Raw genomic sequence first — 24,328 nt, 5'->3', positions numbered from 1 at the left:
TGACAATATGGTGAGGTGTCCGAGTGGCTGAAGGAGCACGCCTGGAAAGTGTGTATACGGCAACGTATCGGGGGTTCGAATCCCCCCCTCACCGCCATATTTAAAGAAGAGCTCGCATGAAAATGCGGGCTTTTTTTTCGCATATTGTACGCATGCAGGGGGGATTCGAACCTTGTGGCTCTGTGCGAAACTCATGTCGGGTGGCGCTGCGCTTACCCGACCCGGAAAAAACTACTCTTCCACCATCTTCGCATACTCTTCGGTCAGAAAATCCACCAGCGCCCTAACGGAGGGCAGCAAACCGCGTCTTGAAGGATAAACGGCATGAATCACTTCCCGTCTGGGTTCCCATGCCTCAAGCACCCGGACCAGCTCACCGGACGCAAGCTGATCCTTCACCATCAAAATCGGCAACTGCACCACGCCAATGCCTGCCATGGCGGCTTCACGCAGCGCGAGCATATCCGTACTGATCAAACGGGGATGGTAATGGATCTCCGCTTTCGCCCCGTCGGGTCCGGAAAGTGCCCACTTATGGTTGTGCTTTCCCTCTCCCATACTTAATCCAGGCCAGGCGCTGAGTTCAGACGGCATTGACGGTTCCCCCAGACGGGCAATCAACGCCGGGCTTGCCACCAGGCAATGCCCCCGGTCAGCCAGCACCCTTAACACCAGGTCACTGTCATCAAACGGACGCGGGCGTACGCGGATCGCGATATCCACGCCCTCTCCCACCAGATCTACCCGCCGGTTAGTCGCCTCAAGCTGAAGATTGATCCCGGGGTAGCGCGCCATAAAACTTGCCAGCATCGGACCAACGTGGACATGCAGTAAGGTTATCGGACACGTGATCCTGACGATACCGCGCGGTTCGGCCTGCAGTGCCGCCACGGCTTCCTCGGCAGCCTCGGCCTCCACCATCATCGCTTTGCAGTGCTGATAGAACGTCTGGCCGACCTCGGTCACCGTAAAATGCCGGGTTGTTCTATGGATGAGCCGTACGCCAAGCCGCTCTTCCAGCTGCGCAATCCGGCGGCTTAGCCTGGACTTCGGTAAATCAAGCGCCCTTCCCGCCGCAGCAAAGCCACCGTAGTCCACCACCTTCACAAACCAGACAAAGTCATTGAGATCCTGCATAAAACCTCATCGTTCTATTTTCAGAACAGTGAATGCCATTTTCACTATCTACCGGGATATTGACCCTGAATATAAGCTAATTACATCAACAGAACATCAGGAGTTAATCATGAAAAACGTAACAGGCGTTTATACCGCTCCCCGCCAGCACTGGGTTGGCGATGGTTTCCCGGTCCGTTCAATGTTTTCTTATCAGACGCACGGCGAGCCGCTCAGCCCGTTCCTGCTGCTGGACTACGCGGGCCCATATACCTTTCCGGCTGATGGTGCGAAACGTGGGGTGGGTCAACACCCTCACCGGGGTTTTGAAACGGTCACTATCGTCTATGCCGGTGAAGTGGAGCATCGCGACTCCACGGGTAAAGGCGGCGTCATTGGTCCCGGCGACGTGCAGTGGATGACCGCAGGGGCAGGCATTTTGCACGAGGAGTTCCACTCCAGCGCGTTCTCACAGAAAGGCGGGGAACTGAAAATGATGCAGCTTTGGGTCAACCTGCCGGCGAAAGACAAGATGGCGGCACCGGGCTACCAGAGCATCACGAAAGCCGACATCCCGGTGGTGACGCTGCCGGATAACAGCGGTTCGCTGCGAGTTATTGCCGGTCGCTACGACACGGTGACCGGCCCGGCGCACACCTTCTCGCCGCTTAACGTCTGGGACATCGCTCTGAACCAGGGAAGCCATCTGACGCTCAATCAGCCTGAAGGCTGGAGCACGGCGCTGGTCGTGCTTGAAGGCAGCATCACGGTGAACGGTGCAACTCAGGCGGGTGAAGCCCAGCTGGTCGTATTGAGTCAGGAAGGTGACAAACTGCACCAGGAGGCGAACAGCGATGCAAAAGTGCTGCTGATGGCCGGCGAGCCGCTGAATGAACCGATCGTGGGCTATGGCCCGTTTGTGATGAACACTAAGAGTGAAATCAACGAAGCCATTCGTGATTTCAATTCCGGCCGCTTCGGCCAGATCTGAACGTAATAAAGGAGGACTGCCGCTGTGATCTCCGAGATCCAGCGCCCGCTTAAACCGTTAAGTTCTCGATTCGCAGCGTTAATCCCCTGCTCCACGGCGAAAAACCGTGGAGCTGATTATTGCTTAACCGAACAGGCACTAAAGCTGAAAATCTGCTTGACCGTGTCAGCGCAACTCCCTATAGTAGCGCCCCGTTGCCCCCCAAGCTGTGAGGCAGCAAAACAATATGGTGAGGTGTCCGAGTGGCTGAAGGAGCACGCCTGGAAAGTGTGTATACGGCAACGTATCGGGGGTTCGAATCCCCCCCTCACCGCCATATTTAAGATGAGAGCTCGTACGAAAGTACGGGCTTTTTTCTTTTATATTCTCCGAAAAGGGGGGATGAGAATCCCCGACCGGGGTTCGACAACTGGCGCAGCCAGTTGGACAGACTGTGAGCGCAGCGAACAGGCTGCCCGCACAAAAAACAAAGCCCGGTTTCCCGGGCCTTGAACGCAACAGCAAACTCAGTAATACGCTTGCAGCGTGCGCTGGCAGAGCGCCGATCGCACGCAGTCCTCTTTAGTGAAACGTACCACCCCAATCATCTCATCTTCCTCAAAACGTGACATGGCGTCGCTCAGTCCGGATTTCACGCCGGACGGCAGGTCACACTGGGTAATATCGCCGTTAACGATAACCGTCACGTTCTCCCCGAGGCGCGTTAAAAACATCTTCATTTGCGCAGCGGTCACGTTCTGAGCCTCGTCAAGAATGACGACCGCATTTTCAAATGTACGTCCGCGCATATAGGCGAACGGCGCGATTTCCACCTTGCCAATCTCTGGCCGCAGGCAGTACTGCATGAAGGATGCACCCAGCCGCTTCACCAGCACGTCATAGACGGGCCTGAAGTACGGGGCAAATTTCTCCGAAATATCACCGGGCAAGAAGCCGAGATCTTCATCAGCCTGCAGTACCGGACGGGTAACAATGATTCTTTCCACGTCCTTATGGATCAGCGCTTCCGCCGCTTTGGCTGCACTGATCCAGGTTTTCCCGCATCCGGCTTCACCGGTTGCAAAGATGAGCTGTTTACTCTCGATAGCATTCAGGTAGTGCGCCTGAGCCTCATTGCGCGCCACAATTGGAGAATTATCACGGCTGTCTCGGGCCATGCCAATTGCTTCTACGCCACTCATCTGCACAAGCGAGGTGACCGATTCTTCTTCACGCTGTTTATGGCTACGTGAATCCCGTCTCAGCACACGTTTTGCTTCGCGACGAGCTTTGATCACTGCTTTTTGTCTTCCCATGGATAGCACCTTGAGTTGTTGGTATTCATCACACGCGCCAGCGTCGGCACGATTATGCGCACGAACATCAGAGGGTTGGCTTCCTTGTAAGCCATTGCTTGCACTATCGGATGACGATACGGAACAGCTACGCGCACCGTTCTGCACGTCGGTCGAATCAGATTCTTGAGGGAGGGGGGAAAATTTAGTGGTGAGGAAATCGCTGCCGGAGTCTGAGCCTCCGCGCCGGGTGCTGCGGTTGTTATGTTTACCTTGTCCAGTACAGGACGCAACCATTCGCGATCTCCATAGTGATTCAGCATCACTGCCGGGAACTACCGCTGTCTTATCTTAAGTACATCAGGAGTTATCATAAATGCAACATTTATTTTACCTGAATGCAACTTTTAGGACTGTCCCTACAGTTGAAATCAGTCTCATATAGAAATATTACAGAAATATAACAGCAGGATAGTCATATGAAAAAATAATGTCCCCGCGAACGGTTGCGGGGACAATTATCAGGCTTCAATAAGACCCTGAGCGAGATACGCGCCGCTGTCGCGCACGCCCGGCAGGGCAAAGAAATAGCCTCCGCCGATAGGTTTAATGTACTCTTCCAGCGCCTCTCCGTTTAAGCGCTTCTGCACGGTGAGGAAGCCCTTTTCCAGATCGTGCTGGTAGCAGACGAACAGCAGCCCCATATCGAGCTGACCGGAGTTAGTCACGCCGAGCGAGTAGCTGTATCCCCGACGCATCATCAGACTGGACTGCGTCTCTTTGGTGCGCGGATTGGCCAGACGAATGTGGCTGTCCAGCGCAATCACATCGCCATTAGGATCGCTGGCGTAGTCGGGCACGTCATGCTCGTTCTTCATGCCGAGCGGCGCGCCGCTTTGCTTATCGCGGCCGAAGATCGTCTGCTGCTCTTTGAGCGGCGTGCGGTCCCAGAACTCCACGTGGAACTGGATAATCCTCACCGCCTGGTAGCTGCCGCCCACCGCCCATGCCGGTTCGCCCTGATCGGCAGTGACCCACACCACCTCCTTCATGAGCGCACCATCGTGGCTGTCCGGGTTGGCCGTGCCGTCCTTGAAGCCCAGCAGGTTCACCGGGGTCTCTTTCCCCTTGCTGCGGGCGGCGTGGTCCGAGATAAACCCTTCCCGCTTCCAGCGCACGCTTAGCAGATCCGGCGTGTGCTTGATGATGTCGCGCAGGGCGTGGATCACCGTATCCTGGGTGTTGGCACAAATTTGCAGAAGCAGGTCGCCATGACACAGCGCAGCGTCCAACGAGTCATTCGGGAAACGCGTCATTTTCTGCAGCGCTTTCGGCTTCTGTTTTGCCAGCCCATAGCGTGTATCAAACAGCGATTCCCCCAGCGAAACGGTAATGGTCAGGTTGTCAGGGGCGATAAACGGCCCCAGAATGCCGGAGTCCATTGGCGGCAGACGCGGGTTCGGCGTATCGGGCGCCGGTCCACCGGCGGTGAGAAACGCGATGCGCGTCGTCAGCAGGCGGAACAGACGTTCCAGATCGGCTTTATCGCTGGCCAGCGAATCAAAGGCCACCAGCATCATCGACGCCTGCTGCGGCGTCAGGATGCCCGCCTGATGCTCGCCATAAAACGGCTGCGTCTCCATGCGGGCATTGGGTGACAGCGTGCCGGGCGCGCTTTGCGGTTTTGCCGCATGCGCTACCGGACACCCGCCAGCCAGAGCAAGCGCGCCCCCCAGCGCCCCTACCCCTTTTAACAACCGACGACGTGAAGGCTCAACCACGTCGTTCTCGCTATGCTTATTCATCGTGCTTAGTCCAGACCCAGTACGCCACGCAGCAGGGAGAGATCTTCCGCCAGGGCGGTAATCGGGCCTTTCAGCGCGTTACGATCGGCGTCGGTCAGCTTGTCGTAGGTCTCAAACCCGTCTTTGGTGCGGTACTTCGCCAGAATAGTGTCGACTTTTTTGAAGTTGGCATCCACCTTGCCCAGCAGCTCGCCGTTCTCTTTCTGCAGCTGAGGACGCAGCAGGTTAACGATTTTCTGCGCGCCGTCGACGTTGGCCTGGAAGTCCCACAGATCGGTATGGCTATAGCGATCTTCTTCGCCGCTGATTTTGCTCGCGGCCACTTCTTCAATCAGGCCGGCCGCGCCGCCCACCACTTTTGACGGCGGGAAGGCCAGCTCGCTGATGCGCTTTTGCAGCTCCAGCACGTCGCCGTTCAGCTGCTCAGCGTATTTCTCCATCCCTTTGGTGGAGTTGTCGCCAAACAGGGCTTTTTCCAGACGGTGGAAACCGGTGAATTTCGGATCGGCGGCCTTCTGCTCGAAATCATCTTCGCGGGCGTCGATGCTGCCATCAAGGTCAGAGAACAGCTCGGCGATCGGCTCGATACGCTCGTAGTGCTGACGTGTTGGCGCATAGAGGGATTTCGCTTTTTCGATGTCACCGGCCTTCACCGCATCGGTAAAGGCTTTGGTTGCCGCTGCCAGATCTGCCGTCTCTTTCGTGACGTACGCTTTATACGCGGTAATCGCATCGCCCAGGCTCAGCACCGCAGCGCCTTTCGCCGCATCGGCCGTCGCTTCACCTTTGACGATCAGCTTCCCTTTAGGGTTGGTCAGCAGGCCGCAGGTCATCTCATACTCGCCCGGCTGCAGGTTGGCGGTCATCTTCTGGCTGAAGCCAGGAGCGATATTTTCACGCTCTTCCACCACCAGAACGCCTTTCAGGATCTCCCATTCCAGCGCCTTCTGGCTGTGGTTCTGAATAATAAACTGGGTTTTGCCGCTGTTCACCGTGAGGGTCATCGGCTCACACTGCTTATCATTAACGGTGACTTTAACCTGAGGAACATCCGCGCCCCAGGCGGAGAATGCAGAAGCGAACAGCGCGGCAATGCCTGCGCATAACGCACTACGACGGAACTGAATTGCCATGACTCTTCCCTTTAAAAAGTATGTTGTAACTAAATCAACTATTATGGCGTAACGCGAGACGCCTGCGTGCCGGTACGCGGCGGCATTGCGAACAGCACCAGCGCCGGAACCAGATAGATAAAGTAAATCGCCACTTCGCTGACGCTCGGCGTTTCCTGATAGCCGAAGATACCTTCGAGCAGAGTGCCGGTCAGAGAGTGCGTGGAGAGCACGTTGCTAAGGTCGAACGCGACGTCCTGGAAGTGGTTCCACAGGCCCGCTTCATGGAAGGCGCGAATCGCCCCTGCCGCCAGCCCTGCCGCCACCAGCAGAATAAACAGGCTGGTCCACTTGAAGAAAGCGCCCAGGTTCAGGCGGATACCGCCCCAGTACAGCAGGAAACCAAGCACCACGGCCGTGGCGAGACCCAGCATGGCCCCGAGCGGCGGCCAGATCCCCACATCCTGCTGAAACGCCGCCAGCAGGAAGAAAACAGACTCCAGGCCTTCACGCGCGACGGCGAAAAAGACCATCATAATGAGCGCCCAGCCGTGGTTGTTCCCCTTCTGCAGGGCATTGTCCACCGCCTGCTCCAGCTGCACCTTCACGTTACGCGAGACTTTACGCATCCAGAACACCATCCAGGTGAGGATCACCACCGCAATCACGGCGACGATACCTTCAAACAGCTCCTGCTCTTTCTGCGGGAACTCGCCGGTGGTTTCGTTGATGAGGACACCTAAGCCCAGGCAGAGCGCCGCGGCAAGGAATACCCCGACCCACATGACGCCAATCCAGCGTCCGCGCTGGGTTCGCTTCAGATAACTGGCGATGAGGCTCACGATAAGGGCGGCTTCGAGCCCTTCACGTAACATAATGAGAAATGGAACAAACATGCCGACACCTTAAATGTTTATCGCGGTCAACTGATGCAAAGAAAGGTAAATTCTTGTGATAGTGATTATCATTACGGCGAAAAGAAAAACAAGCGAAATGTGCGGTGTTTTGATGACGAGTTGTAAACGCCCAGCCTGATAATAGTTACATACGTTACGTTCAACTTTATAAGTTATAACGAAAATGCCCATTTACGCTGATTCAGGGCTGTGGCTAAATATCCGCCTCAAACACCTGGTGAAAATAAATTATGTTTAAAATTGTCCATTTCCTGCTGGCGCTGGTTATTATTCTCGCGCTTGCCTGGCTGGTAAGTTTCGACCGCCGAAAAGTTCGCATTCGTTTTGTTTTACAGCTGATTGTCATTGAAATTGCCCTGGCGTTCTTTTTCCTGCACGCCGAAAGCGGGTTATTCCTGATTAAATACGTCTCGGGATTTTTTGAGTCACTGCTCAAATTTGCTGGCGAAGGCACCAATTTCGTCTTTGGCGGTATGGGTGAAAAAGGGCTGGCGTTCATTTTCCTCGGCGTGCTTTGCCCAATTATTTTTATTTCCGCGCTGATTGGTATTCTTCAGCACTGGCGGATCCTGCCGATTTTTATTCGGGTGATCGGTACGCTGCTGTCGAAACTGAACGGCATGGGTAAGCTGGAATCCTTTAACGCGGTTAGCTCGCTGATACTCGGCCAGTCGGAAAACTTCATTGCCTACAAGGGCGTGCTGGGGGATCTCTCTTCCCGTCGTCTCTTCACCATGGCAGCCACGGCGATGTCGACGGTCTCCCTGTCGATTGTCGGGGCGTATATGACCATGCTCGATGCTAACTTTGTCGTCGCGGCGCTGATTCTGAACATGTTCAGCACCTTTATTATTCTTTCGGTCATCAACCCGGCACGCCCGGAAGCGGAGCCGGATATCAAGCTGGAAAAACTGCATGAATCGCAGAGCTTCTTCGAAATGCTCGGCGAGTATATTCTGGCCGGTTTTAAAGTGGCGATGATTATTCTGGCGATGCTGATTGGCTTTATCGCGCTTATTAGCGCCGTTAACGCCCTCTTCTCCAGCGTATTTGGCATGAGCTTCCAGCAGATCCTAGGCTATGTATTTTATCCCCTGGCGTGGCTGGTGGGTATTCCGCTGGGTGACGCCCTGAACGCGGGCAGTATTATGGCGACCAAGCTGGTGGCGAATGAATTTGTGGCGATGATTGAGCTGCAAAAAATCGCTCATCAGATGTCCCCGCGCGGGCTGGGGATTTTATCCGTCTTCCTGGTGTCGTTCGCGAACTTCGCATCCATCGGCATTGTGGCCGGAGCGATTAAGGGTCTTAACGAGCAGCAGGGGAACGTAGTGTCGCGTTTCGGTCTGCGTCTGGTGTATGGAGCAACGCTGGTAAGTTTACTGTCGGCGAGCTTTGCGGGGTTGGTGCTCTGATGCAATGCCGGGTGGCGCTTCGCATACCCGGCCTACAAAACAACAACGGCGGGAATTCCCGCCGTTTTCATTAAAACTGCACGCACACCGGCTGGTCGACACGCATCACGGACTCCTGCGCGAAGCGTGACTTATAAATCCCGCGCAACGCTTCGATGTTCTTCTCGCTCTGCGCATCTTTTCCATGTATCAGCATCAACGCCTTGCTCGGCTCGCGCGCCACTTTCCCGTCGTTCCCCAGCCACTGCCCGCGCGCATCAAACACCGTTAAGCCATCGCGGAAACGCGGCGTCACGTCCTGGTCAACAAACTGCTGCCACTCGTTGCTGGTAATCTGCGCCCCGGCAGGACGATTTAAGCCGAAATAGAGCGTGGTTTGCTGCATCTGGTTATCCGCTTTGCAGGTCTCCACCGCAGCATGCTGCGATGGGGCGTTGCAGCCCGCCAGCATCAATAATGCCGCCGCCATTAACCCTGTTTTGATTGTCATGCTTCGCTATCCTCATTGTTATAAGCACATGGATATCACAGGAAATTACGGATTTTGGCAAGAAAAAAGCCGGGTGCGCTTACGCTCACCCGGCATGTATTGTGCAGCGAGAAAAATTATTCTGCCTGAAGCTTAGACGGCGGCGCAGTGTGGTAATGCGCGTCGGCTTCCGCAAAGCGTTTCTGCATGGAGGCAGACGGCGCTTTACCCAGCAGGCTGAACACCACGATACCGATGCTGCCGAAGATGAAGCCCGGGATGATTTCGTACAGGCCCAGCCAGGCGAACTGTTTCCAGACGATAACGGTCACCGCACCGATAATCATCCCCGCCAGCGCGCCGTTGCGGGTCATACGGGACCACATGACGGAGAACAGGACGACCGGACCAAATGCCGCACCGAAGCCCGCCCACGCGTAGCTAACAAGACCCAGCACGCGGTTTTCCGGGTTGGCCGCCAGCGCAATCGCCACCAGCGCAACCGCCAGCACCATGAAGCGCCCGACCCACACCAGCTCTTTCTGGCTTGCGTTTTTACGCAGGAAGGCCTTATAGAGGTCTTCGGTGATCGCACTGGAGCAGACCAGCAGCTGGCAGCTCAGGGTGGACATCACCGCCGCCAGGATCGCGGAGAGCAGAATACCGGCAATCCACGGGTTAAACAGAATCTGCGCCAGCTCAATGAACACGCGCTCGGCGTTCTGGTTCACCGCACCCGCCTGCGCCGGGTTGTTGCTGAAGTAGGCGATACCGAAGAAGCCAACAGCGCACGCGCCCGCCAGACACAGGATCATCCACGTCATACTGATGCGACGAGCATGTACGATGGTGTGGTGAGAATCCGCCGCCATAAAGCGCGCCAGAATGTGCGGCTGACCGAAGTAGCCCAGACCCCAGCCCATCAGGGAGACGATGGCCACGAAGTTCAGCCCTTTCAGCATGTCGACGTTTTCAATGCTCTTCTGCTTGATCACTTCCAGCGATTCGCCAAAGCCGCCAACGGTGAAAATCACAATCACCGGAGTCAGGATCAGGGCGAAGATCATCAGGCTCGCCTGCACGGTGTCGGTCCAGCTTACCGCCAGGAACCCGCCCACGAAGGTATAGAGAATGGTCGCAGCGGCACCGGCCCACAGGGCGGTTTCGTAGCTCATGCCGAAGGTGCTTTCGAACAGGCGCGCGCCGGCCACGATGCCGGAGGCGCAGTAGATGGTGAAGAACAGCAGGATAACCACCGCAGAGATAATACGCAGGATGCGGCTGTTATCTTCAAAACGTCCGGTGAAGTAATCCGGCAGCGTCAGGGCGTTGTTATTGGCTTCGGTATGCACGCGCAGACGGCCTGCCACCAGCTTCCAGTTGATCCACGCGCCGACGGTCAAACCGATGGCGATCCAGCTTTCCGAGATACCGGAGATGAAAATCGCACCCGGCAGACCCATCAGCAGCCATCCGCTCATGTCGGATGCGCCCGCAGAGAGTGCGGTCACCATCGGGCCTAAACTGCGTCCGCCCAGAATGTAGTCGTCAAAGTTTTTCGTGGAACGCCACGCCAAAAACCCTATCAGGATCATGCCAAAAATATAAACGAGAAATGTCACCAGCATCGGTGTGCTAATAGCCATTCAAATTCTCCAAAAGTGTCGAGCGACAACCGTCCGGGTTGCCTTGTTATATGATCACCGGAACGAGGTGACGGTATCTTGTGTTTCGGTTGGGCGCGCTATCCTGCCGTATGCGCCCTCCGCTGACAAACGATTTAACACTGCATTTACATCAATTTCATCCCCGGTTTGATACGAGTTTCCTATAGGTTGCACTCGCTCACGCTTTTACGGGTTGCACCTTTGAAAAGTGTTAACTTCCGCATAAAACCAGGCTTTCCGCGACAAAGCCAGCACGTTTTTCCAGCTAACCATTCGTTAACAATCCATTCATTTTCTGGGTTGCAAACCAGGTCACATTTAACACGGTTGCACAAAGTTGCAACATGGAGGATATTTCACGCTATCTACAGAACGCTATTACAGAACAACAGGAGCTTTGGCATGGGTATGACCACCATGGGGGTTAAGCTGGATGACGCGACCCGCGAACGGATTAAGACCGCAGCAACCCGCATTGACCGCACGCCGCACTGGTTAATTAAGCAGGCGATTTTTAACTATCTCGAAAGACTCGAGAGCGACGAGGGCCTGCCGGAGCTGCCTGCCCTGCTCGCCGGCGCCGCCAATGAAAGCGAGGACGCGCCGGCCGCTGGCGACGAAAGCCATCAGCCGTTCCTTGAATTTGCCGAGCAGATCCTGCCGCAGTCCGTCAGCCGCGCCGCCATTACCGGCGCCTACCGCCGCGCCGAAACCGACGCCGTGCCGATGCTGCTGGAGCAGGCTCGCCTGCCGGAAGCCATTGCCGCACAGGCGCACAGCCTGGCGTATCAGTTAGCCGACAAGCTGCGCAACCAGAAAACCGCCACCGGCCGCGCCGGAATGGTTCAGGGTTTGCTGCAGGAGTTCTCCCTCTCCTCTCAGGAAGGCGTGGCGCTGATGTGCCTGGCGGAAGCGCTGCTGCGTATTCCGGATAAAGCCACCCGCGACGCGCTGATCCGCGACAAGATCAGCAACGGCAACTGGCATTCGCACATTGGCCGCAGCCCGTCGCTGTTCGTTAACGCGGCAACCTGGGGCCTGCTGTTTACCGGCAAACTGGTTTCGACCCATAACGAAGCCAACCTGTCACGCTCCCTGAACCGCATCATCGGCAAGAGCGGCGAGCCGCTGATCCGCAAGGGCGTGGACATGGCGATGCGTCTGATGGGCGAACAGTTTGTGACCGGAGAAACCATTGCCGAAGCGCTGGCGAACGCCCGCAAGCTGGAAGACAAAGGTTTCCGCTATTCGTACGACATGCTCGGTGAAGCGGCCCTGACCGCCGCCGACGCGCAGGCCTACATGGTTTCTTACCAGCAGGCGATCCACGCCATTGGTAAAGCGTCCAACGGTCGCGGTATTTATGAAGGCCCGGGCATCTCGATTAAGCTCTCCGCCCTGCACCCGCGCTACAGCCGCGCGCAGTACGACCGGGTGATGGAAGAGCTCTACCCGCGCCTGAAATCCCTGACCCTGCTGGCGCGCCAGTATGACATCGGCATTAACATCGACGCCGAAGAGGCCGACCGTCTGGAGATCTCCCTCGATCTGCTGGAAAAACTGTGCTTCGAGCCGGAGCTGGCAGGCTGGAACGGCATCGGTTTCGTTATCCAGGCCTACCAGAAGCGTTGTCCGTTCGTCATTGATTACCTGATTGACCTGGCCAGCCGCAGCCGTCGTCGCCTGATGATCCGCCTGGTGAAAGGCGCCTACTGGGATAGCGAAATCAAACGCGCCCAGATGGAAGGGCTGGAAGGCTATCCGGTCTATACCCGTAAGGTTTACACCGACGTCTCTTACCTCGCCTGCGCGAAAAAGCTGCTCGGCGTGCCGAACCTGATCTATCCGCAGTTCGCTACCCACAACGCACACACCCTGGCGGCGATCTACAGTCTGGCCGGGCAAAACTACTATCCGGGCCAGTACGAGTTCCAGTGCCTGCACGGCATGGGTGAACCGCTTTACGAGCAGGTCACAGGTAAAGTGGCGGATGGCAAGCTAAACCGCCCGTGCCGTATCTATGCTCCGGTGGGCACGCACGAAACCCTGCTGGCGTACCTGGTTCGTCGTCTGCTGGAAAACGGCGCGAACACCTCCTTCGTTAACCGCATCGCCGACACCACGCTGCCGCTGGACGAGCTGGTGGCCGACCCGGTACAGGCCGTTGAGAAGATGGCCGCGCAGGAAGGCCAGATTGGTCTGCCGCATCCAAAAATTGCCCTGCCGCGCGAGCTGTACGGCAAAGGCCGCGTTAACTCGGCGGGTCTGGATCTCGCCAACGAACACCGTCTGGCGTCCCTCTCCTCTGCCCTGCTCAACAGCGCGCTGCAGAAGTGGCAGGCCAAACCGATGCTGGAGCAGCCCGTTGATGACGGCGACATGCAGCCGGTCATCAACCCGGCAGAGCCAAAAGATATCGTCGGCTACGTGCGTGAAGCGACAGAAGCGGAAGTGGATCAGGCGCTGGACAGCGCGGTGAATAACGCCCCTATCTGGTTCGCCACGCCGCCGCAGGAGCGCGCCGCCATTCTGGAACGCGCGGCGGTGCTGATGGAAGATCAGATGCAGTCGCTCATCGGCATTCTGGTGCGCGAAGCGGGTAAAACCTTCAGCAACGCCATCGCCGAAGTACGCGAGGCCGTCGACTTCCTGCACTACTATGCCGGTCAGGTGCGCGATGATTTCGATAACGAAACCCACCGTCCGCTGGGTCCGGTCGTCTGTATCAGCCCGTGGAACTTCCCGCTGGCGATCTTCACCGGCCAGATTGCCGCCGCCCTGGCCGCAGGCAACAGCGTGCTGGCAAAACCGGCAGAGCAGACCCCGCTGATTGCCGCGCAGGGCATCAACATTCTTCTGGAGGCAGGCGTACCGGCGGGCGTGGTCCAGCTGCTGCCGGGCCGCGGTGAAACCGTGGGCGCCAAACTGACCTCCGATAACCGCGTGCGCGGCGTGATGTTTACTGGTTCGACCGAAGTGGCCTCGCTGCTGCAGCGCAACATTGCCACCCGTCTGGATGCGCAGGGTCGTCCTACGCCACTCATCGCGGAAACCGGCGGCATGAACGCCATGATCGTTGACTCCTCCGCCCTCACCGAGCAGGTGGTGGTTGACGTCCTGGCCTCCGCCTTCGACAGCGCGGGTCAGCGCTGCTCCGCCCTGCGCGTGCTGTGCCTGCAGGATGACGTGGCAGACCACACGCTGAAGATGCTGCGCGGCGCGATGGCCGAATGCCGCATGGGCAACCCGGGCCGTCTCACCACCGACATTGGGCCGGTGATCGACGCGGAAGCCAAAGCCAATATTGAAAACCACATTCAGAGCATGCGCGCGAAAGGCCGCCCGGTGTTCCAGGCGGTGCGCGAGAACAGCGAAGATACCCGCGAGTGGCGGACCGGCACCTTTGTGCCACCTACGCTTATCGAGCTGGCAAGCTTTGACGAGCTGAAAAAAGAGGTCTTCGGTCCGGTACTGCACGTGGTGCGCTACAACCGTAACAACCTCAACGAGCTGGTTGAGCAGATCAACGCCTCCGGCTATGGCCTGACGCTCGGCGTGCATACCCGTATCGACGAGACCATTGCGCAGGTGACCGGCAGCGCCAAAGTGGGCAACCTGTACGTTAACCGCAACATGGTTGGCGCGGTCGTGGGCGTACAGCCGTTCGGCGGTGAAGGCCTTTCCGGCACCGGTCCGAAAGCGGGCGGTCCGCTCTACCTGTACCGTCTGCTGGCGAACCGTCCGGAGAACGCGCTGGGCGTCACCCTGGCTCGCCAGGATGCGGAGTATCCGGTCGATGCACAGCTGAAAACCGTACTGACCCAGCCGCTGGAGGCGCTGATCGCCTGGGCGGAAAAACGTCCTGAACTGCGTGCTGTCGCACAGCAGTACGGCGAGCTGGCGCAGGCCGGTACGCAGCGTCTGCTTCCGGGACCAACCGGCGAGCGCAACACCTGGACGCTGATGCCGCGCGAGCGCGTGCTGTGCGTGGCGGATAACGAGCAGGACGCGCTGGTACAGCTGGCCGCCGCCATGGCCACCGGCTGTGAAGTGCTGTGGCCGGAAGATGCTCTGCATCGCGATCTCGCCAAACAGCTGCCGAAAGCGGTCTCGGCCCGCATTCGCTTTGCGAAAGCCGATATCCTGCTTACCCAGCCGTTTGATGCGGTGATCTACCACGGTGATTCCGATCAGCTCCGCGAGCTGTGCGAGCAGGTTGCGGCCCGCAGCGGGGCGATTGTTTCGGTGCAGGGCTTTGCGCGCGGGGAAACCAACCTGCTGCTGGAGCGTCTGTACGTGGAGCGCTCGCTCAGCGTCAACACCGCGGCGGCGGGCGGTAACGCCAGTCTGATGACAATAGGTTAACGCTGTGCTAATAAGGCTCCGGAGACGGAGCCTTATTTTATTGGGGAATATATGAAACGATATCTTATCGCCTGTGCAGCGCTGCTGCTGAGCGCCAGCGCGCTGGCCGACGAGTGCGACAAAGCGACCACCCAGCTTGAACTGAATACCTGTAGCGCGCAGCAGTACCAGGCTGCCGATAAAAAGCTCAACCAGACGTACCAGGCGGCCGTTAAGCGTGCGGCAGACCCTCAGCGAGATCTGCTGAAAAAAGCGCAGCAGGCGTGGATTACCCTGCGCGATGCGGACTGCGCGTTTATCGGTTCGGGTACGGAAGGCGGGAGCGTTCAGCCAATGATTGTTAACCAGTGCCTGGCGGAAAAAACCGTGGAGCGCGAAGCGTTTCTGGCCTCGCTGATGCAGTGTGAAGAGGGCGACTTAAGCTGCCCTCTCCCGCCGGCAAACTAACGTAAGCGGATCCCTTCAATAATCATCCGCTGCACGTTTTCCAGGGTGCTGTGGAAAAACGCTTCGTCCTGGAGCGTTTTTCCGGTCACCGCCTCGACCTGGGCCGCAAAGTCAGCGTAATGCTGGGTGGAGGCCCAAATCATAAAGATCAAATGATGCGGATCGACCGGGGCCAGCTTTCCGCTGGCAACCCATCCGGCAATAATGGCCGACTTGTCATCCACCAGCTGTTTTAAATCTCCGGTCAGCTCCGCCTGCAACAGCGGCGCGCCCTGCAGCATCTCAAGACAAAACAGCCGTGATGCCTGCGGGTAATCGCGCGACACCTCCAGCTTCAGGCGAATGTACTCCTTGATCGCTACCAGCGGGGCCAGCTCTTCGCGAAACGCTTTCAGCGGCGCCAGCCAGATATCGAGGATCTGCTGCATCACCGCGACATACAGCGCCTCTTTCGACGGGTAATAGTAGAGCAGATTGGTTTTGGATACCCCGGACTGCTCCGCCACCTGCTCCAGGCGCGTGCCGTGAATGCCAAACTGCGAAAACGTCTCCAGCGCCGCGCTGAGGATCGCCTGCTTCTTGGCGCTCACCGCCTGCGAACGTTTACCTGGTGTTTTCACTGCGCCTTGTGTCATTCCCGCTCTCCTTATTCTGCGTTGCCCTCAGCATAGCAAAACCCCCGTCTCACCACGACATCCTGCACTCCGATCGCGCATGAATGCCTGTTTTCTGTGCAATGTTTTTGACCAGTTAGTCCACATTTAGCTGCATCAATCCACCAACTTCTGATTAACACACTAATAACACTGCCATTTTCAAAACTGGCACTGCCTTTGCAAAATCACCGTTACACCTGCGACGTAATGAAGAGAGGTTCGTGATGAAAATTGGCGTATTTGTACCCATCGGCAACAACGGCTGGCTTATCTCGACCACTGCACCGCAATACATGCCGACCTTTGAGCTCAATAAAGCCATCGTGCAGAAAGCGGAGCACTACCATTTCGACTTTGCGCTTTCGATGATCAAGCTGCGCGGCTTTGGCGGCAAAACCGAATTCTGGGATCACAACCTGGAGTCCTTCACTCTGATGGCTGGGCTGGCGGCAGTCACCTCGCGGATCCAGATCTACGCCACCGCCGCCACGCTTACCCTGCCCCCGGCGATCGTCGCGCGCATGGCATCCACCATTGACTCCATCTCCGGCGGACGCTTTGGCGTCAACCTGGTTACCGGCTGGCAAAAACCCGAGTACGAGCAGATGGGGCTCTGGCCGGGTGACGATTACTTCTCGCGTCGCTACGACTACCTGACCGAATACGTGCAGGTTCTGCGCGACCTGTGGGGTACCGGCAAAAGCGATTTTAAGGGTGACTTCTTCACCATGAACGACTGTCGCGTCAGCCCGCAGCCGTCGGTGCCGATGAAGGTGATTTGCGCCGGACAGAGCGACGCGGGGATGGAATTCTCCGCCAAATACGCCGACTTCAACTTCTGCTTCGGTAAAGGCGTTAACACGCCTGCCGCCTTCGCCCCGACCGCCGCTCGCATGAAAGAGGCCGCCGACAAAACCGGGCGCGACGTGGGCTCCTACGTGCTGTTCATGGTGATAGCAGACGAAACCGACGACGCCGCGCGCGCGAAATGGGAGCGCTATAAGGACGGCGCCGACGAGGAGGCCCTGAGCTGGCTTACCGAGCAGAGCCAGAAGGATACCCGCTCCGGCGCAGACACAAACGTGCGCCAGATGGCCGACCCGACCTCTGCCGTCAATATCAACATGGGCACGCTGGTCGGCTCGTACGCCAGCGTCGCCAGAATGCTTGACGAAGTGGCGGCCGTGCCCGGTGCGGAAGGCGTCCTCCTGACCTTCGATGATTTCCTCACCGGCGTGGAAACCTTCGGCGAGCGCATCCAGCCGCTGATGCAGTGCCGCGCCCACGTTCCTGCCGTCACGAAGGAGGTGGCATAATGACGACCCTTAACGCACGCCCGGAAGCCATTACCTTCACGCCGGAGCAGAGCGCGCTGATCGTGGTGGACATGCAAAACGCCTACGCCAGCCAGGGCGGCTATCTGGACCTGGCGGGCTTCGACGTCTCCGCTACGCAGCCGGTGATCGCGAACATTAAAACCGCCGTCGCCGCCGCGCGCGCCGCGGGCATGCTCATCATCTGGTTCCAGAACGGCTGGGACGAGCAGTACGTCGAGGCCGGCGGCCCCGGCTCGCCCAACTTCCACAAGTCGAACGCCCTGAAAACCATGCGCAAACGGCCCGAACTGCAGGGCAAGCTGCTGGCGAAAGGCGGCTGGGACTATCAGCTGGTGGATGAGCTGGTCCCGCAGGCGGGTGATATCGTCCTGCCCAAACCGCGCTACAGCGGCTTTTTCAACACGCCGCTCGACAGCCTGCTGCGCAGCCGGGGCATTCGCCACCTGGTCTTCACCGGCATTGCCACCAACGTCTGCGTGGAGTCGACCCTGCGCGACGGCTTTTTCCTCGAGTATTTTGGCGTGGTGCTGGAAGACGCGACCCATCAGGCCGGGCCGGAATTCGCCCAGAAGGCGGCCCTGTTCAATATCGAAACCTTTTTTGGCTGGGTCAGCAGCGTCACCGAGTTCTGCGACGCCCTGAATCCCCCGCTCGCCCGTATCGCCTGAGGAGACATCTGATGCCGAAATCCGTAATCATCCCGCCGGGCACCAGCACGCCCATCGCCCCGTTTGTCCCCGGCACCCTTGCCGACGGCGTGGTGTATGTCTCCGGCACGCTGCCGTTTGATAAAGACAACAACGTGGTGTTTATCAACGACCCAAAGGCGCAAACCCGCCACGTGCTGGAGACGATCAAAACCGTGATCGAAACGGCCGGTGGCACGATGGAGGACGTGACCTTCAACAGCATCTTTATCACCGACTGGAAAAACTACGCCGCGATTAACGAAATCTACGCCGAGTTCTTCCCCGGCGATAAGCCGGCCCGGTTCTGCATTCAGTGCGGCCTGGTGAAGCCGGAGGCGCTGGTTGAGATCGCCACCGTTGCGCACATCGCGAAGTGAGGCAGGCATGAAACTTTCCGTCTCACCGTCCCCGTATGAGGGTGCGCCCGTGGTGGTCCTTATTGCCGGGCTCGGCGGCAGCGGCAGCTACTGGCTGCCACAGCTGGCCGCGCTGGAGCCGGAATATCAGGTGGTGTGTTATGACCAGCGTGGAACGGGCAATAACCCCGACGTCCTGCCGGAAGGGTACAGCCTTGCAGAGATGGCGGACGAACTGGACCAGGCGCTGGCTGAGGCCGGAATTGCACGCTACAGCGTCGTCGGCCACGCGCTGGGGGCGCTGGTCGGCCTGCAGCTGGCCCTCGACAGGCCCGACGCCCTCACCGCGCTGGTGTGCGTCAACGGCTGGCTGACCCTCAACGCCCACACCCGCCGCTGCTTTCAGATCCGCGAGCGCCTGCTGCATTACGGTGGCCCACAGGCGTGGGTTGAGGCGCAGCCGCTGTTTCTCTACCCGGCAGACTGGATGGCCGCTCGCGCGCCCCGCCTGGAGGCCGAAGAAGCGCTGGCGCTGGCCCACTTTCAGGGAAAAGCCAACCTGCTGCACAGGCTCAGCGCCCTGAAAAAGGCCGACTTCAGCCGCCATGCGGCGCGCATCCGCTGCCCGGTCCAGATCATCTGTTCCGCCGACGACATGCTGGTGCCCTCTGTTTGCTCGTCTGAGCTGCAGGCTGCGATCCCGAACAGCCACAGCGCGGTTATGCGCCAGGGAGGGCATGCCTGCAACGTCACCGAGCCGGACACCTTTAACACCCTGCTGCTGAACGGGCTGGCCAGCCTGCTGCACAGCCCTGAACCCGCTTTATAAGGAGATTTAATGAGCGAAGCCATTACCCCCGCCGCGCTGGAAACGCTATTCACCGGCGCCCGCACCCATAACGGCTGGCAGGATATTGCCGTCAGCGACGAGACGCTGCGCGAAATCTACGACCTGATGAAATGGGGGCCCACGTCCGCCAACTGCTCCCCGGCGCGGATTGTGTTTGTGCGAAGCGCTGAGGGAAAAGAGAAGCTGCGCCCGGCGCTCTCCAGCGGCAACCTGGAGAAAACGCTTACCGCTCCGGTCACGGCGATTGTCGCCTGGGACGGTGAATTCTACGAGCGCCTGCCTGAACTGTTCCCGCACGGCGATGCCCGAAGCTGGTTTACCGCAAGCCCCGCGCTGGCGGAAGAGACCGCCTTTCGCAACAGCTCGCTGCAGGCCGCCTACATGATTTTCGCCTGTCGCGCGCTGGGGCTGGATACCGGCCCGATGTCGGGCTTTGATCGCCAAAAGGTCGACGAGGCTTTTTTCACCGGCACGACGCTTAAAAGCAACCTGCTGATCAACATTGGCTACGGCGACCCGGGCAAACTTTACGGGCGCCTGCCGCGCCTGACCTTCGACGATGCCTGCGGGCTGGCGTAAGGAGCGATGATGACGACACCGGATAAACAAACCTTTCGCGATGCTATGGCCTGCGTTGGCGCGGCGGTGAATATCATCACCACCGACGGCCCGGCGGGGATGGCAGGCTTCACCGCCAGCGCGGTGTGCAGCGTCACGGATTCACCGCCCACCCTGCTGGTGTGCCTGAACCGCGGCGCGTCCGTCTGGCCGACGTTCAGCGAGAACCGCACCCTGTGCGTCAATACCCTCAGCGCCGGACAGGAGCCGCTCTCAAACCTGTTTGGCGGCAAAACGCCGATGGAAGAACGCTTCGCCGCCGCCCGCTGGCAAACGGGCGACACGGGCTGTCCGCGCCTGGAGGAGGCGCTGGCCTCGTTTGACTGCCGGATCAGCCAGGTGGTGAGCGTCGGTACGCACGACATTCTTTTTTGCGACATCGTTTCGATTATTCGCCACCCCGCGCCGCAAGGCCTGGTGTGGTTTGACCGCGGCTACCACGCGCTTATGCGACCCGCCTGTTAACCCGCTTTAAGGAGACAGACCATGTTCGGATTTCCCCACTGGCAGTTGAAATCGACCTCCACAGAAGCTGGCGTGGTCGCGCCGGATGAACGACTCCCGCTCGGGCAGACGATGGTGATGGGCGTCCAGCACGCGGTCGCCATGTTTGGCGCCACGGTATTGATGCCGATGCTGATGGGACTGGATCCCAACCTCTCTATTCTGATGTCGGGTATCGGTACCCTGCTGTTCTTTTTTGTCACCGGCGGGCGCGTGCCCAGCTATCTGGGATCAAGCGCCGCCTTTGTCGGCGTGGTGATCGCCACCACCGGGTTTAACGGCCAGGGAATCAACCCCAACCTGAGCGTGGCCCTCGGCGGCATCATCGCCTGCGGTCTGGTGTATACCCTGATAGGTCTGGTGGTAATGAAGATCGGCACGCGCTGGATCGAACGTATGATGCCTCCAGTAGTCACCGGCGCCGTGGTGATGGCGATTGGCCTGAACCTTGCGCCGATTGCGGTGAAAAGCGTCTCCGGCTCGCCGTTTGAAAGCTGGATGGCCGTCGTGACCGTGCTGTGCATCGGCCTGGTGGCGGTGTTTACGCGAGGCATGATCCAGCGGCTGCTGATCCTGGTCGGGCTGATTGTTGCCTGTCTGGTGTATGCCCTGCTGGCGAACGTTTTTGGTCTCGGCAAGCCGGTTGATTTTACGCTGCTGCATCAGGCCGCCTGGTTCGGTCTGCCGAAGGTGACCTCGCCCACCTTTAACACCCAGGCGATGATGCTTATCGCACCGGTGGCGGTGATCCTGGTGGCGGAAAATCTGGGCCACCTGAAGGCGGTCGCGGGGATGACCGGGCGCAGTATGGATCCGTACATGGGCCGCGCTTTCGTCGGCGACGGGCTGGCGACCATGCTCTCCGGTTCCGTGGGCGGCAGCGGCGTCACCACCTATGCCGAAAACATCGGCGTGATGGCGGTAACCAAAGTCTATTCGACGCTGGTTTTCGTGGCGGCGGCGGTGATGGCGATGCTGCTCGGCTTCTCGCCGAAGTTCGGCGCGCTGATCCACACCATTCCGTCACCGGTCATCGGCGGGGCCTCAATCGTGGTGTTTGGGCTGATCGCCGTGGCTGGCGCGCGTATCTGGGTGCAGCATCGGGTCGATCTCAGCCAGAACGGCAACCTGATTATGGTGGCCGTCACGCTGGTGCTGGGCGCAGGCGATTTTGCCCTGACGCTGGGCGGGTTTACGATCGGCGGGATTGGCACCGCGACCTTCGGCGCGATCCTGCTTAACGCCCTGCTGAGCCGCCGGATGGCCGCTGCGCCGCAGGGCGAGGTTGTACATCAGGATTCGTGATTTAACGTCGCGCTGTCATCTTCTGGCAGCGCGTTTTTCTTCCGCTTGAGCTTCAGCTCGCTCACCAGCACCCCGGCGACAATAAACGCCGCGCCCACCAGGGCCAGCAGCGGCAAACGCTCGCCGGCGAGTCGCCCGAAAATGCCTGCCCAGACCGGCTCACCGGTGTAGATCACCGTTGCCCGCGTCGGCGAGACACTGCGCTGCGCCCAGTTCATGGTGACCTGGATAATGGCGCTGAAGATACCCAGTCCCAGTGCGACTACCACCAGACCGGTGGACATCTGCGGCACGGACTCCCCTGCCGGAACCATCGTCGCAAAGGCCACCAGAGACGCCGTCGCGAGCTGCACCACCGTTACGCGTTTGACGTCGACCTTGCCCGCCCAGGCGCTAATCAGAATAATTTCCGCCGCAATGGCGATCGCCCCAATCAGGGTAATGATTTCGCCCGGCCCCAGCGCCAGAAGATTGTTTTCCGGCCCGGCCAGCAAAATCAGACCGATAAACGCCAGCACGATGCCAATACAGGACATCATCCCCGGCAGCCGACCCAGGCACAGCCACTGCAGCAGCGGCACCAGGGGCACATACATGGCGGTGATAAATGCGGATTTGCTGCTGGAGATGGTCTGCAATCCCCACGTCTGGAGGCTGTAGCCCATCGCTATCGCCACCCCAATCGCCACGCCGGCCTTAAGCTCTTTCAGCGTCAGCCCCCTAAGCGTTTTAAGCGAAATTAGCCCCACGGCAAGCGCCGCCGTCGCAAAGCGCAGACCAACAAAAAAGAACGGATCGCTGAGTGTCACCGCGTACTGAACGGCCAGAAACGTCCCACCCCAGAACATGGTGATGAGAATGAGGATGGCTTCCTGCGGTTTAACGGAGAATTTGAAGCGTGAGACAGACATGCGGCACCAGAAAGAGAAAACAATTCTGTAGTGTGCGTTGCCTTTAGTTACAGTTCAATGTTGCAGAAATAAAAAACCGCCGGGAGATCCCGGCGGCAGAGGTTCAACCCGGCGTATTACTTACTGCTGCCGTGGCTGTTTTTCCCCCCTTTTTTACCAGCTTCTGATGCGCGCTGAGGGTCATTTTTAAAATTGCCCCCGCTGTGCTGGCCACCTTTACGACCTGCTTCTGATGCTCTTTCACGGTCTTCAGCGAAATTACCTGAACCACCACGATGGTTTGCCATCTCTAACCTCCAGAGTGTGAAACATTAGACATCATATTGCATTCAGTAAAAGAGGATTCTTTCACCTCGCGGCGCAAGGACAACGCCTGTATCTGTGCCGCGTGAAACTAAGCTTAGTGGACTGAGGCTGTCCGGCAAGCCAGAGGTAATATCCTGCAACATGATCTCAGTCTTTCGGATGAGATGACGCGGCGTGGATGCATAAGCCTTTCTTATCATTTTAAAAATCCGCGCCTGGAAAGTTGTATCATTTTGCTACAAAGCCATTTTTCTACTCATGTTGTTATAAATCAAATAAATGGCGTTCATTTTTGCAGTCTGGCCGTGATGGCATATCTTTAAAAGAGCGCAGCGATCCGCTGTCAGAGAAACCAACGAGGAGTGAAGCAAAATGGCAAAAGTTCTGGTGCTCTATTATTCCATGTATGGACACATTGAAACCATGGCTCACGCGGTAGCAGAAGGTGCAAACAGGGTTGACGGCGTTGAGGTTGTGGTGAAACGCGTACCGGAAACCATGCAGGCGGAAGCCTTCCTGAAAGCCGGGGGGAAAACGCAAAACGCCCCGGTCGCCACCCCGCAGGAGCTGGCGGATTATGATGCCATTATCTTCGGCACCCCGACCCGCTTCGGCAATATGTCAGGCCAGATGCGCACCTTCCTCGATCAAACCGGCGGACTTTGGGCATCCGGGGCGCTCTACGGCAAACTCGCCAGCGTGTTCAGCTCTACCGGCACCGGCGGCGGTCAGGAGCAGACGATTACCTCAACCTGGACTACCCTTGCTCATCACGGGATGGTGATTGTGCCAATTGGCTACGGCGCGCAGGAGCTGTTTGACATTTCCCAGGTGCGTGGCGGTACGCCGTACGGCGCAACCACCATTGCCGGTGGGGATGGCTCACGTCAGCCAAGCAATGAAGAACTGTCTATCGCCCGCTATCAGGGTGAATACGTCGCGGGTCTGGCCAAAAAACTGAACGGCTAACACCCAACAGGAGGACAAGCATGCCAACTCAAGAATCCAAAGCTCACCACGTGGGCGAATGGGCAAGTTTACGCAACACCTCTCCGGAGATTGCCGAAGCTATCTTTGAAGTCGCGAAATACGATGAAAAGCTGGCCGAGCAGATTTGGGAGGAAGGTAACGATGAGGTGCTGGTGCGCGCCTTCGAAAAAACGGATAAAGACTCGCTCTTCTGGGGCGAGCAAACCATCGAACGTAAAAACGTCTAAG

Annotated in this window: 23 protein-coding genes and 2 tRNA genes; 15 read left to right on the top strand and 10 right to left on the bottom strand. The window is 58.3% G+C overall.

The features are described 5' to 3' along the window. Window positions 1-9: 9 nt before the first annotated feature. Window positions 10-97, top strand: a tRNA-Ser gene (locus F0319_RS03855). A 134-nt stretch (window positions 98-231) separates the two neighbouring features. Here the strand turns inward: F0319_RS03855 and F0319_RS03850 are convergent. Further along, complete coding sequence (locus tag F0319_RS03850) at window positions 232-1,137, bottom strand: LysR family transcriptional regulator (RefSeq protein WP_149366318.1); 906 nt, start codon at window positions 1,135-1,137, stop codon at window positions 232-234. 109 nt (window positions 1,138-1,246) lie between these two features. On the opposite strand from F0319_RS03850, the gene F0319_RS03845 reads away from it, so the two are divergent. Together F0319_RS03845 and F0319_RS03840 are read left to right on the top strand one after the other, a co-directional pair. Next, window positions 1,247-2,107, top strand: a complete 861-nt coding sequence (locus tag F0319_RS03845) for a pirin family protein (RefSeq protein ID WP_149366317.1) — start codon at window positions 1,247-1,249, stop codon at window positions 2,105-2,107. Between the two features lie 228 nt (window positions 2,108-2,335). Further along, window positions 2,336-2,423, top strand: a tRNA-Ser gene (locus F0319_RS03840). A 190-nt stretch (window positions 2,424-2,613) separates the two neighbouring features. Here the strand turns inward: F0319_RS03840 and phoH are convergent. The 4 genes from phoH to efeU all read right to left on the bottom strand — a co-directional run bounded on the left by phoH (window position 2,614) and on the right by efeU (window position 7,194). Then, the gene (gene phoH / locus F0319_RS03835) at window positions 2,614-3,402 is read right to left on the bottom strand and encodes a phosphate starvation-inducible protein PhoH (protein ID WP_024908976.1); all 789 of its coding nucleotides are present in this window, start codon (window positions 3,400-3,402) and stop codon (window positions 2,614-2,616) included. 500 nt (window positions 3,403-3,902) lie between these two features. Continuing rightward, on the bottom strand, window positions 3,903-5,186 hold the full coding sequence (gene efeB, locus F0319_RS03830) for an iron uptake transporter deferrochelatase/peroxidase subunit (RefSeq protein WP_149366316.1): 1,284 nt from the start codon (window positions 5,184-5,186) through the stop codon (window positions 3,903-3,905). Window positions 5,187-5,191: 5 nt separating this feature from the next. Beyond that, window positions 5,192-6,319, bottom strand: coding sequence for an iron uptake system protein EfeO (efeO, locus tag F0319_RS03825; RefSeq protein ID WP_111964488.1), 1,128 nt, complete (start codon window positions 6,317-6,319; stop codon window positions 5,192-5,194). A gap of 41 nt (window positions 6,320-6,360) precedes the next feature. Continuing rightward, window positions 6,361-7,194, bottom strand: coding sequence for an iron uptake transporter permease EfeU (efeU, locus tag F0319_RS03820; protein ID WP_111964489.1), 834 nt, complete (start codon window positions 7,192-7,194; stop codon window positions 6,361-6,363). Between the two features lie 251 nt (window positions 7,195-7,445). On the opposite strand from efeU, the gene F0319_RS03810 reads away from it, so the two are divergent. Further along, a complete protein-coding gene (locus F0319_RS03810) occupies window positions 7,446-8,630 on the top strand; it encodes a NupC/NupG family nucleoside CNT transporter (protein WP_149366315.1) in 1,185 nt (394 codons plus the stop codon). A gap of 70 nt (window positions 8,631-8,700) precedes the next feature. Here F0319_RS03810 and F0319_RS03805 read toward each other — a convergent pair whose 3' ends face one another. Together F0319_RS03805 and putP are read right to left on the bottom strand one after the other, a co-directional pair. Continuing rightward, a complete protein-coding gene (locus F0319_RS03805; RefSeq protein ID WP_032648964.1) occupies window positions 8,701-9,120 on the bottom strand; it encodes a DUF3574 domain-containing protein in 420 nt (139 codons plus the stop codon). Between the two features lie 116 nt (window positions 9,121-9,236). Further along, window positions 9,237-10,745: a sodium/proline symporter PutP gene (gene putP, locus F0319_RS03800; RefSeq protein WP_111964491.1), complete on the bottom strand. Its 1,509-nt coding sequence runs from the start codon at window positions 10,743-10,745 to the stop codon at window positions 9,237-9,239. Window positions 10,746-11,168: 423 nt separating this feature from the next. Between putP and putA the strand changes: the two genes are divergently transcribed. Both putA and F0319_RS03790 read left to right on the top strand, forming a co-directional pair. Beyond that, on the top strand, window positions 11,169-15,131 hold the full coding sequence (putA, locus tag F0319_RS03795) for a trifunctional transcriptional regulator/proline dehydrogenase/L-glutamate gamma-semialdehyde dehydrogenase (RefSeq protein WP_149366314.1): 3,963 nt from the start codon (window positions 11,169-11,171) through the stop codon (window positions 15,129-15,131). Between the two features lie 51 nt (window positions 15,132-15,182). Further along, window positions 15,183-15,578 (top strand): lysozyme inhibitor LprI family protein, encoded by a 396-nt coding sequence (locus F0319_RS03790; RefSeq protein WP_149366313.1) that lies wholly within the window; start codon window positions 15,183-15,185, stop codon window positions 15,576-15,578. Here F0319_RS03790 and rutR read toward each other — a convergent pair. Further along, entirely contained in the window at window positions 15,575-16,213 is a 639-nt protein-coding gene (gene rutR / locus F0319_RS03785; protein WP_008499819.1) for an HTH-type transcriptional regulator RutR, read from the bottom strand. The two genes, F0319_RS03790 and rutR, sit on opposite strands and share 4 nt — an antisense overlap. A gap of 245 nt (window positions 16,214-16,458) precedes the next feature. On the opposite strand from rutR, the gene rutA reads away from it, so the two are divergent. The 7 genes from rutA to rutG are packed head-to-tail and all read left to right on the top strand — an operon-like array spanning window position 16,459 to window position 21,893. Next, complete coding sequence (gene rutA / locus F0319_RS03780; RefSeq protein ID WP_111964494.1) at window positions 16,459-17,550, top strand: pyrimidine utilization protein A; 1,092 nt, start codon at window positions 16,459-16,461, stop codon at window positions 17,548-17,550. After that, window positions 17,550-18,239, top strand: a complete 690-nt coding sequence (gene rutB, locus F0319_RS03775) for a pyrimidine utilization protein B (RefSeq protein WP_149366312.1) — start codon at window positions 17,550-17,552, stop codon at window positions 18,237-18,239. Before rutA ends, rutB begins: the two co-directional genes overlap by 1 nt. A gap of 11 nt (window positions 18,240-18,250) precedes the next feature. Continuing rightward, window positions 18,251-18,637, top strand: a complete 387-nt coding sequence (gene rutC, locus F0319_RS03770) for a pyrimidine utilization protein C (protein ID WP_010429508.1) — start codon at window positions 18,251-18,253, stop codon at window positions 18,635-18,637. Between the two features lie 7 nt (window positions 18,638-18,644). Beyond that, window positions 18,645-19,445, top strand: a complete 801-nt coding sequence (rutD, locus tag F0319_RS03765; protein ID WP_149366311.1) for a pyrimidine utilization protein D — start codon at window positions 18,645-18,647, stop codon at window positions 19,443-19,445. Window positions 19,446-19,454: 9 nt separating this feature from the next. Next, on the top strand, window positions 19,455-20,045 hold the full coding sequence (locus F0319_RS03760) for a malonic semialdehyde reductase (RefSeq protein WP_111964497.1): 591 nt from the start codon (window positions 19,455-19,457) through the stop codon (window positions 20,043-20,045). 9 nt (window positions 20,046-20,054) lie between these two features. Continuing rightward, window positions 20,055-20,549: an NADH-dependent FMN reductase RutF gene (gene rutF, locus F0319_RS03755; RefSeq protein ID WP_111964498.1), complete on the top strand. Its 495-nt coding sequence runs from the start codon at window positions 20,055-20,057 to the stop codon at window positions 20,547-20,549. A gap of 21 nt (window positions 20,550-20,570) precedes the next feature. Beyond that, window positions 20,571-21,893, top strand: a complete 1,323-nt coding sequence (rutG, locus tag F0319_RS03750; protein WP_149366310.1) for a pyrimidine utilization transport protein G — start codon at window positions 20,571-20,573, stop codon at window positions 21,891-21,893. Here the strand turns inward: rutG and F0319_RS03745 are convergent. After that, on the bottom strand, window positions 21,881-22,804 hold the full coding sequence (locus F0319_RS03745) for a DMT family transporter (protein WP_149366309.1): 924 nt from the start codon (window positions 22,802-22,804) through the stop codon (window positions 21,881-21,883). The genes rutG and F0319_RS03745 overlap by 13 nt on opposite strands. Before the next feature lie 116 nt (window positions 22,805-22,920). Continuing rightward, window positions 22,921-23,091, bottom strand: a complete 171-nt coding sequence (locus tag F0319_RS03740) for a con-10 family general stress protein (protein ID WP_023311077.1) — start codon at window positions 23,089-23,091, stop codon at window positions 22,921-22,923. 391 nt (window positions 23,092-23,482) lie between these two features. On the opposite strand from F0319_RS03740, the gene wrbA reads away from it, so the two are divergent. Further along, on the top strand, window positions 23,483-24,079 hold the full coding sequence (gene wrbA, locus F0319_RS03735; RefSeq protein WP_023311076.1) for an NAD(P)H:quinone oxidoreductase: 597 nt from the start codon (window positions 23,483-23,485) through the stop codon (window positions 24,077-24,079). A 20-nt stretch (window positions 24,080-24,099) separates the two neighbouring features. Further along, the gene (locus F0319_RS03730; RefSeq protein WP_008499832.1) at window positions 24,100-24,327 is read left to right on the top strand and encodes a YccJ family protein; all 228 of its coding nucleotides are present in this window, start codon (window positions 24,100-24,102) and stop codon (window positions 24,325-24,327) included. Window position 24,328: the final 1 nt, after the last annotated feature.

Source organism: Enterobacter vonholyi (genome assembly GCF_008364555.1).
GTDB classification, from domain to species: Bacteria; Pseudomonadota; Gammaproteobacteria; order Enterobacterales; family Enterobacteriaceae; genus Enterobacter; species Enterobacter vonholyi.
This window is presented reverse-complemented; position numbering and strand designations above follow the sequence as displayed.

Coding starts and splice junctions, on each gene's coding strand:
- F0319_RS03850 (WP_149366318.1), bottom strand. CDS start 1,137: ATGCAGGATCTCAATGACTTTGTCTGGTTTGTGAAGGTGGTGGACTAC.
- F0319_RS03845 (WP_149366317.1), top strand. CDS start 1,247: ATGAAAAACGTAACAGGCGTTTATACCGCTCCCCGCCAGCACTGGGTT.
- phoH (WP_024908976.1), bottom strand. CDS start 3,402: ATGGGAAGACAAAAAGCAGTGATCAAAGCTCGTCGCGAAGCAAAACGT.
- efeB (WP_149366316.1), bottom strand. CDS start 5,186: ATGAATAAGCATAGCGAGAACGACGTGGTTGAGCCTTCACGTCGTCGG.
- efeO (WP_111964488.1), bottom strand. CDS start 6,319: ATGGCAATTCAGTTCCGTCGTAGTGCGTTATGCGCAGGCATTGCCGCG.
- efeU (WP_111964489.1), bottom strand. CDS start 7,194: ATGTTTGTTCCATTTCTCATTATGTTACGTGAAGGGCTCGAAGCCGCC.
- F0319_RS03810 (WP_149366315.1), top strand. CDS start 7,446: ATGTTTAAAATTGTCCATTTCCTGCTGGCGCTGGTTATTATTCTCGCG.
- F0319_RS03805 (WP_032648964.1), bottom strand. CDS start 9,120: ATGACAATCAAAACAGGGTTAATGGCGGCGGCATTATTGATGCTGGCG.
- putP (WP_111964491.1), bottom strand. CDS start 10,745: ATGGCTATTAGCACACCGATGCTGGTGACATTTCTCGTTTATATTTTT.
- putA (WP_149366314.1), top strand. CDS start 11,169: ATGGGTATGACCACCATGGGGGTTAAGCTGGATGACGCGACCCGCGAA.
- F0319_RS03790 (WP_149366313.1), top strand. CDS start 15,183: ATGAAACGATATCTTATCGCCTGTGCAGCGCTGCTGCTGAGCGCCAGC.
- rutR (WP_008499819.1), bottom strand. CDS start 16,213: ATGACACAAGGCGCAGTGAAAACACCAGGTAAACGTTCGCAGGCGGTG.
- rutA (WP_111964494.1), top strand. CDS start 16,459: ATGAAAATTGGCGTATTTGTACCCATCGGCAACAACGGCTGGCTTATC.
- rutB (WP_149366312.1), top strand. CDS start 17,550: ATGACGACCCTTAACGCACGCCCGGAAGCCATTACCTTCACGCCGGAG.
- rutC (WP_010429508.1), top strand. CDS start 18,251: ATGCCGAAATCCGTAATCATCCCGCCGGGCACCAGCACGCCCATCGCC.
- rutD (WP_149366311.1), top strand. CDS start 18,645: ATGAAACTTTCCGTCTCACCGTCCCCGTATGAGGGTGCGCCCGTGGTG.
- F0319_RS03760 (WP_111964497.1), top strand. CDS start 19,455: ATGAGCGAAGCCATTACCCCCGCCGCGCTGGAAACGCTATTCACCGGC.
- rutF (WP_111964498.1), top strand. CDS start 20,055: ATGACGACACCGGATAAACAAACCTTTCGCGATGCTATGGCCTGCGTT.
- rutG (WP_149366310.1), top strand. CDS start 20,571: ATGTTCGGATTTCCCCACTGGCAGTTGAAATCGACCTCCACAGAAGCT.
- F0319_RS03745 (WP_149366309.1), bottom strand. CDS start 22,804: ATGTCTGTCTCACGCTTCAAATTCTCCGTTAAACCGCAGGAAGCCATC.
- F0319_RS03740 (WP_023311077.1), bottom strand. CDS start 23,091: ATGGCAAACCATCGTGGTGGTTCAGGTAATTTCGCTGAAGACCGTGAA.
- wrbA (WP_023311076.1), top strand. CDS start 23,483: ATGGCAAAAGTTCTGGTGCTCTATTATTCCATGTATGGACACATTGAA.
- F0319_RS03730 (WP_008499832.1), top strand. CDS start 24,100: ATGCCAACTCAAGAATCCAAAGCTCACCACGTGGGCGAATGGGCAAGT.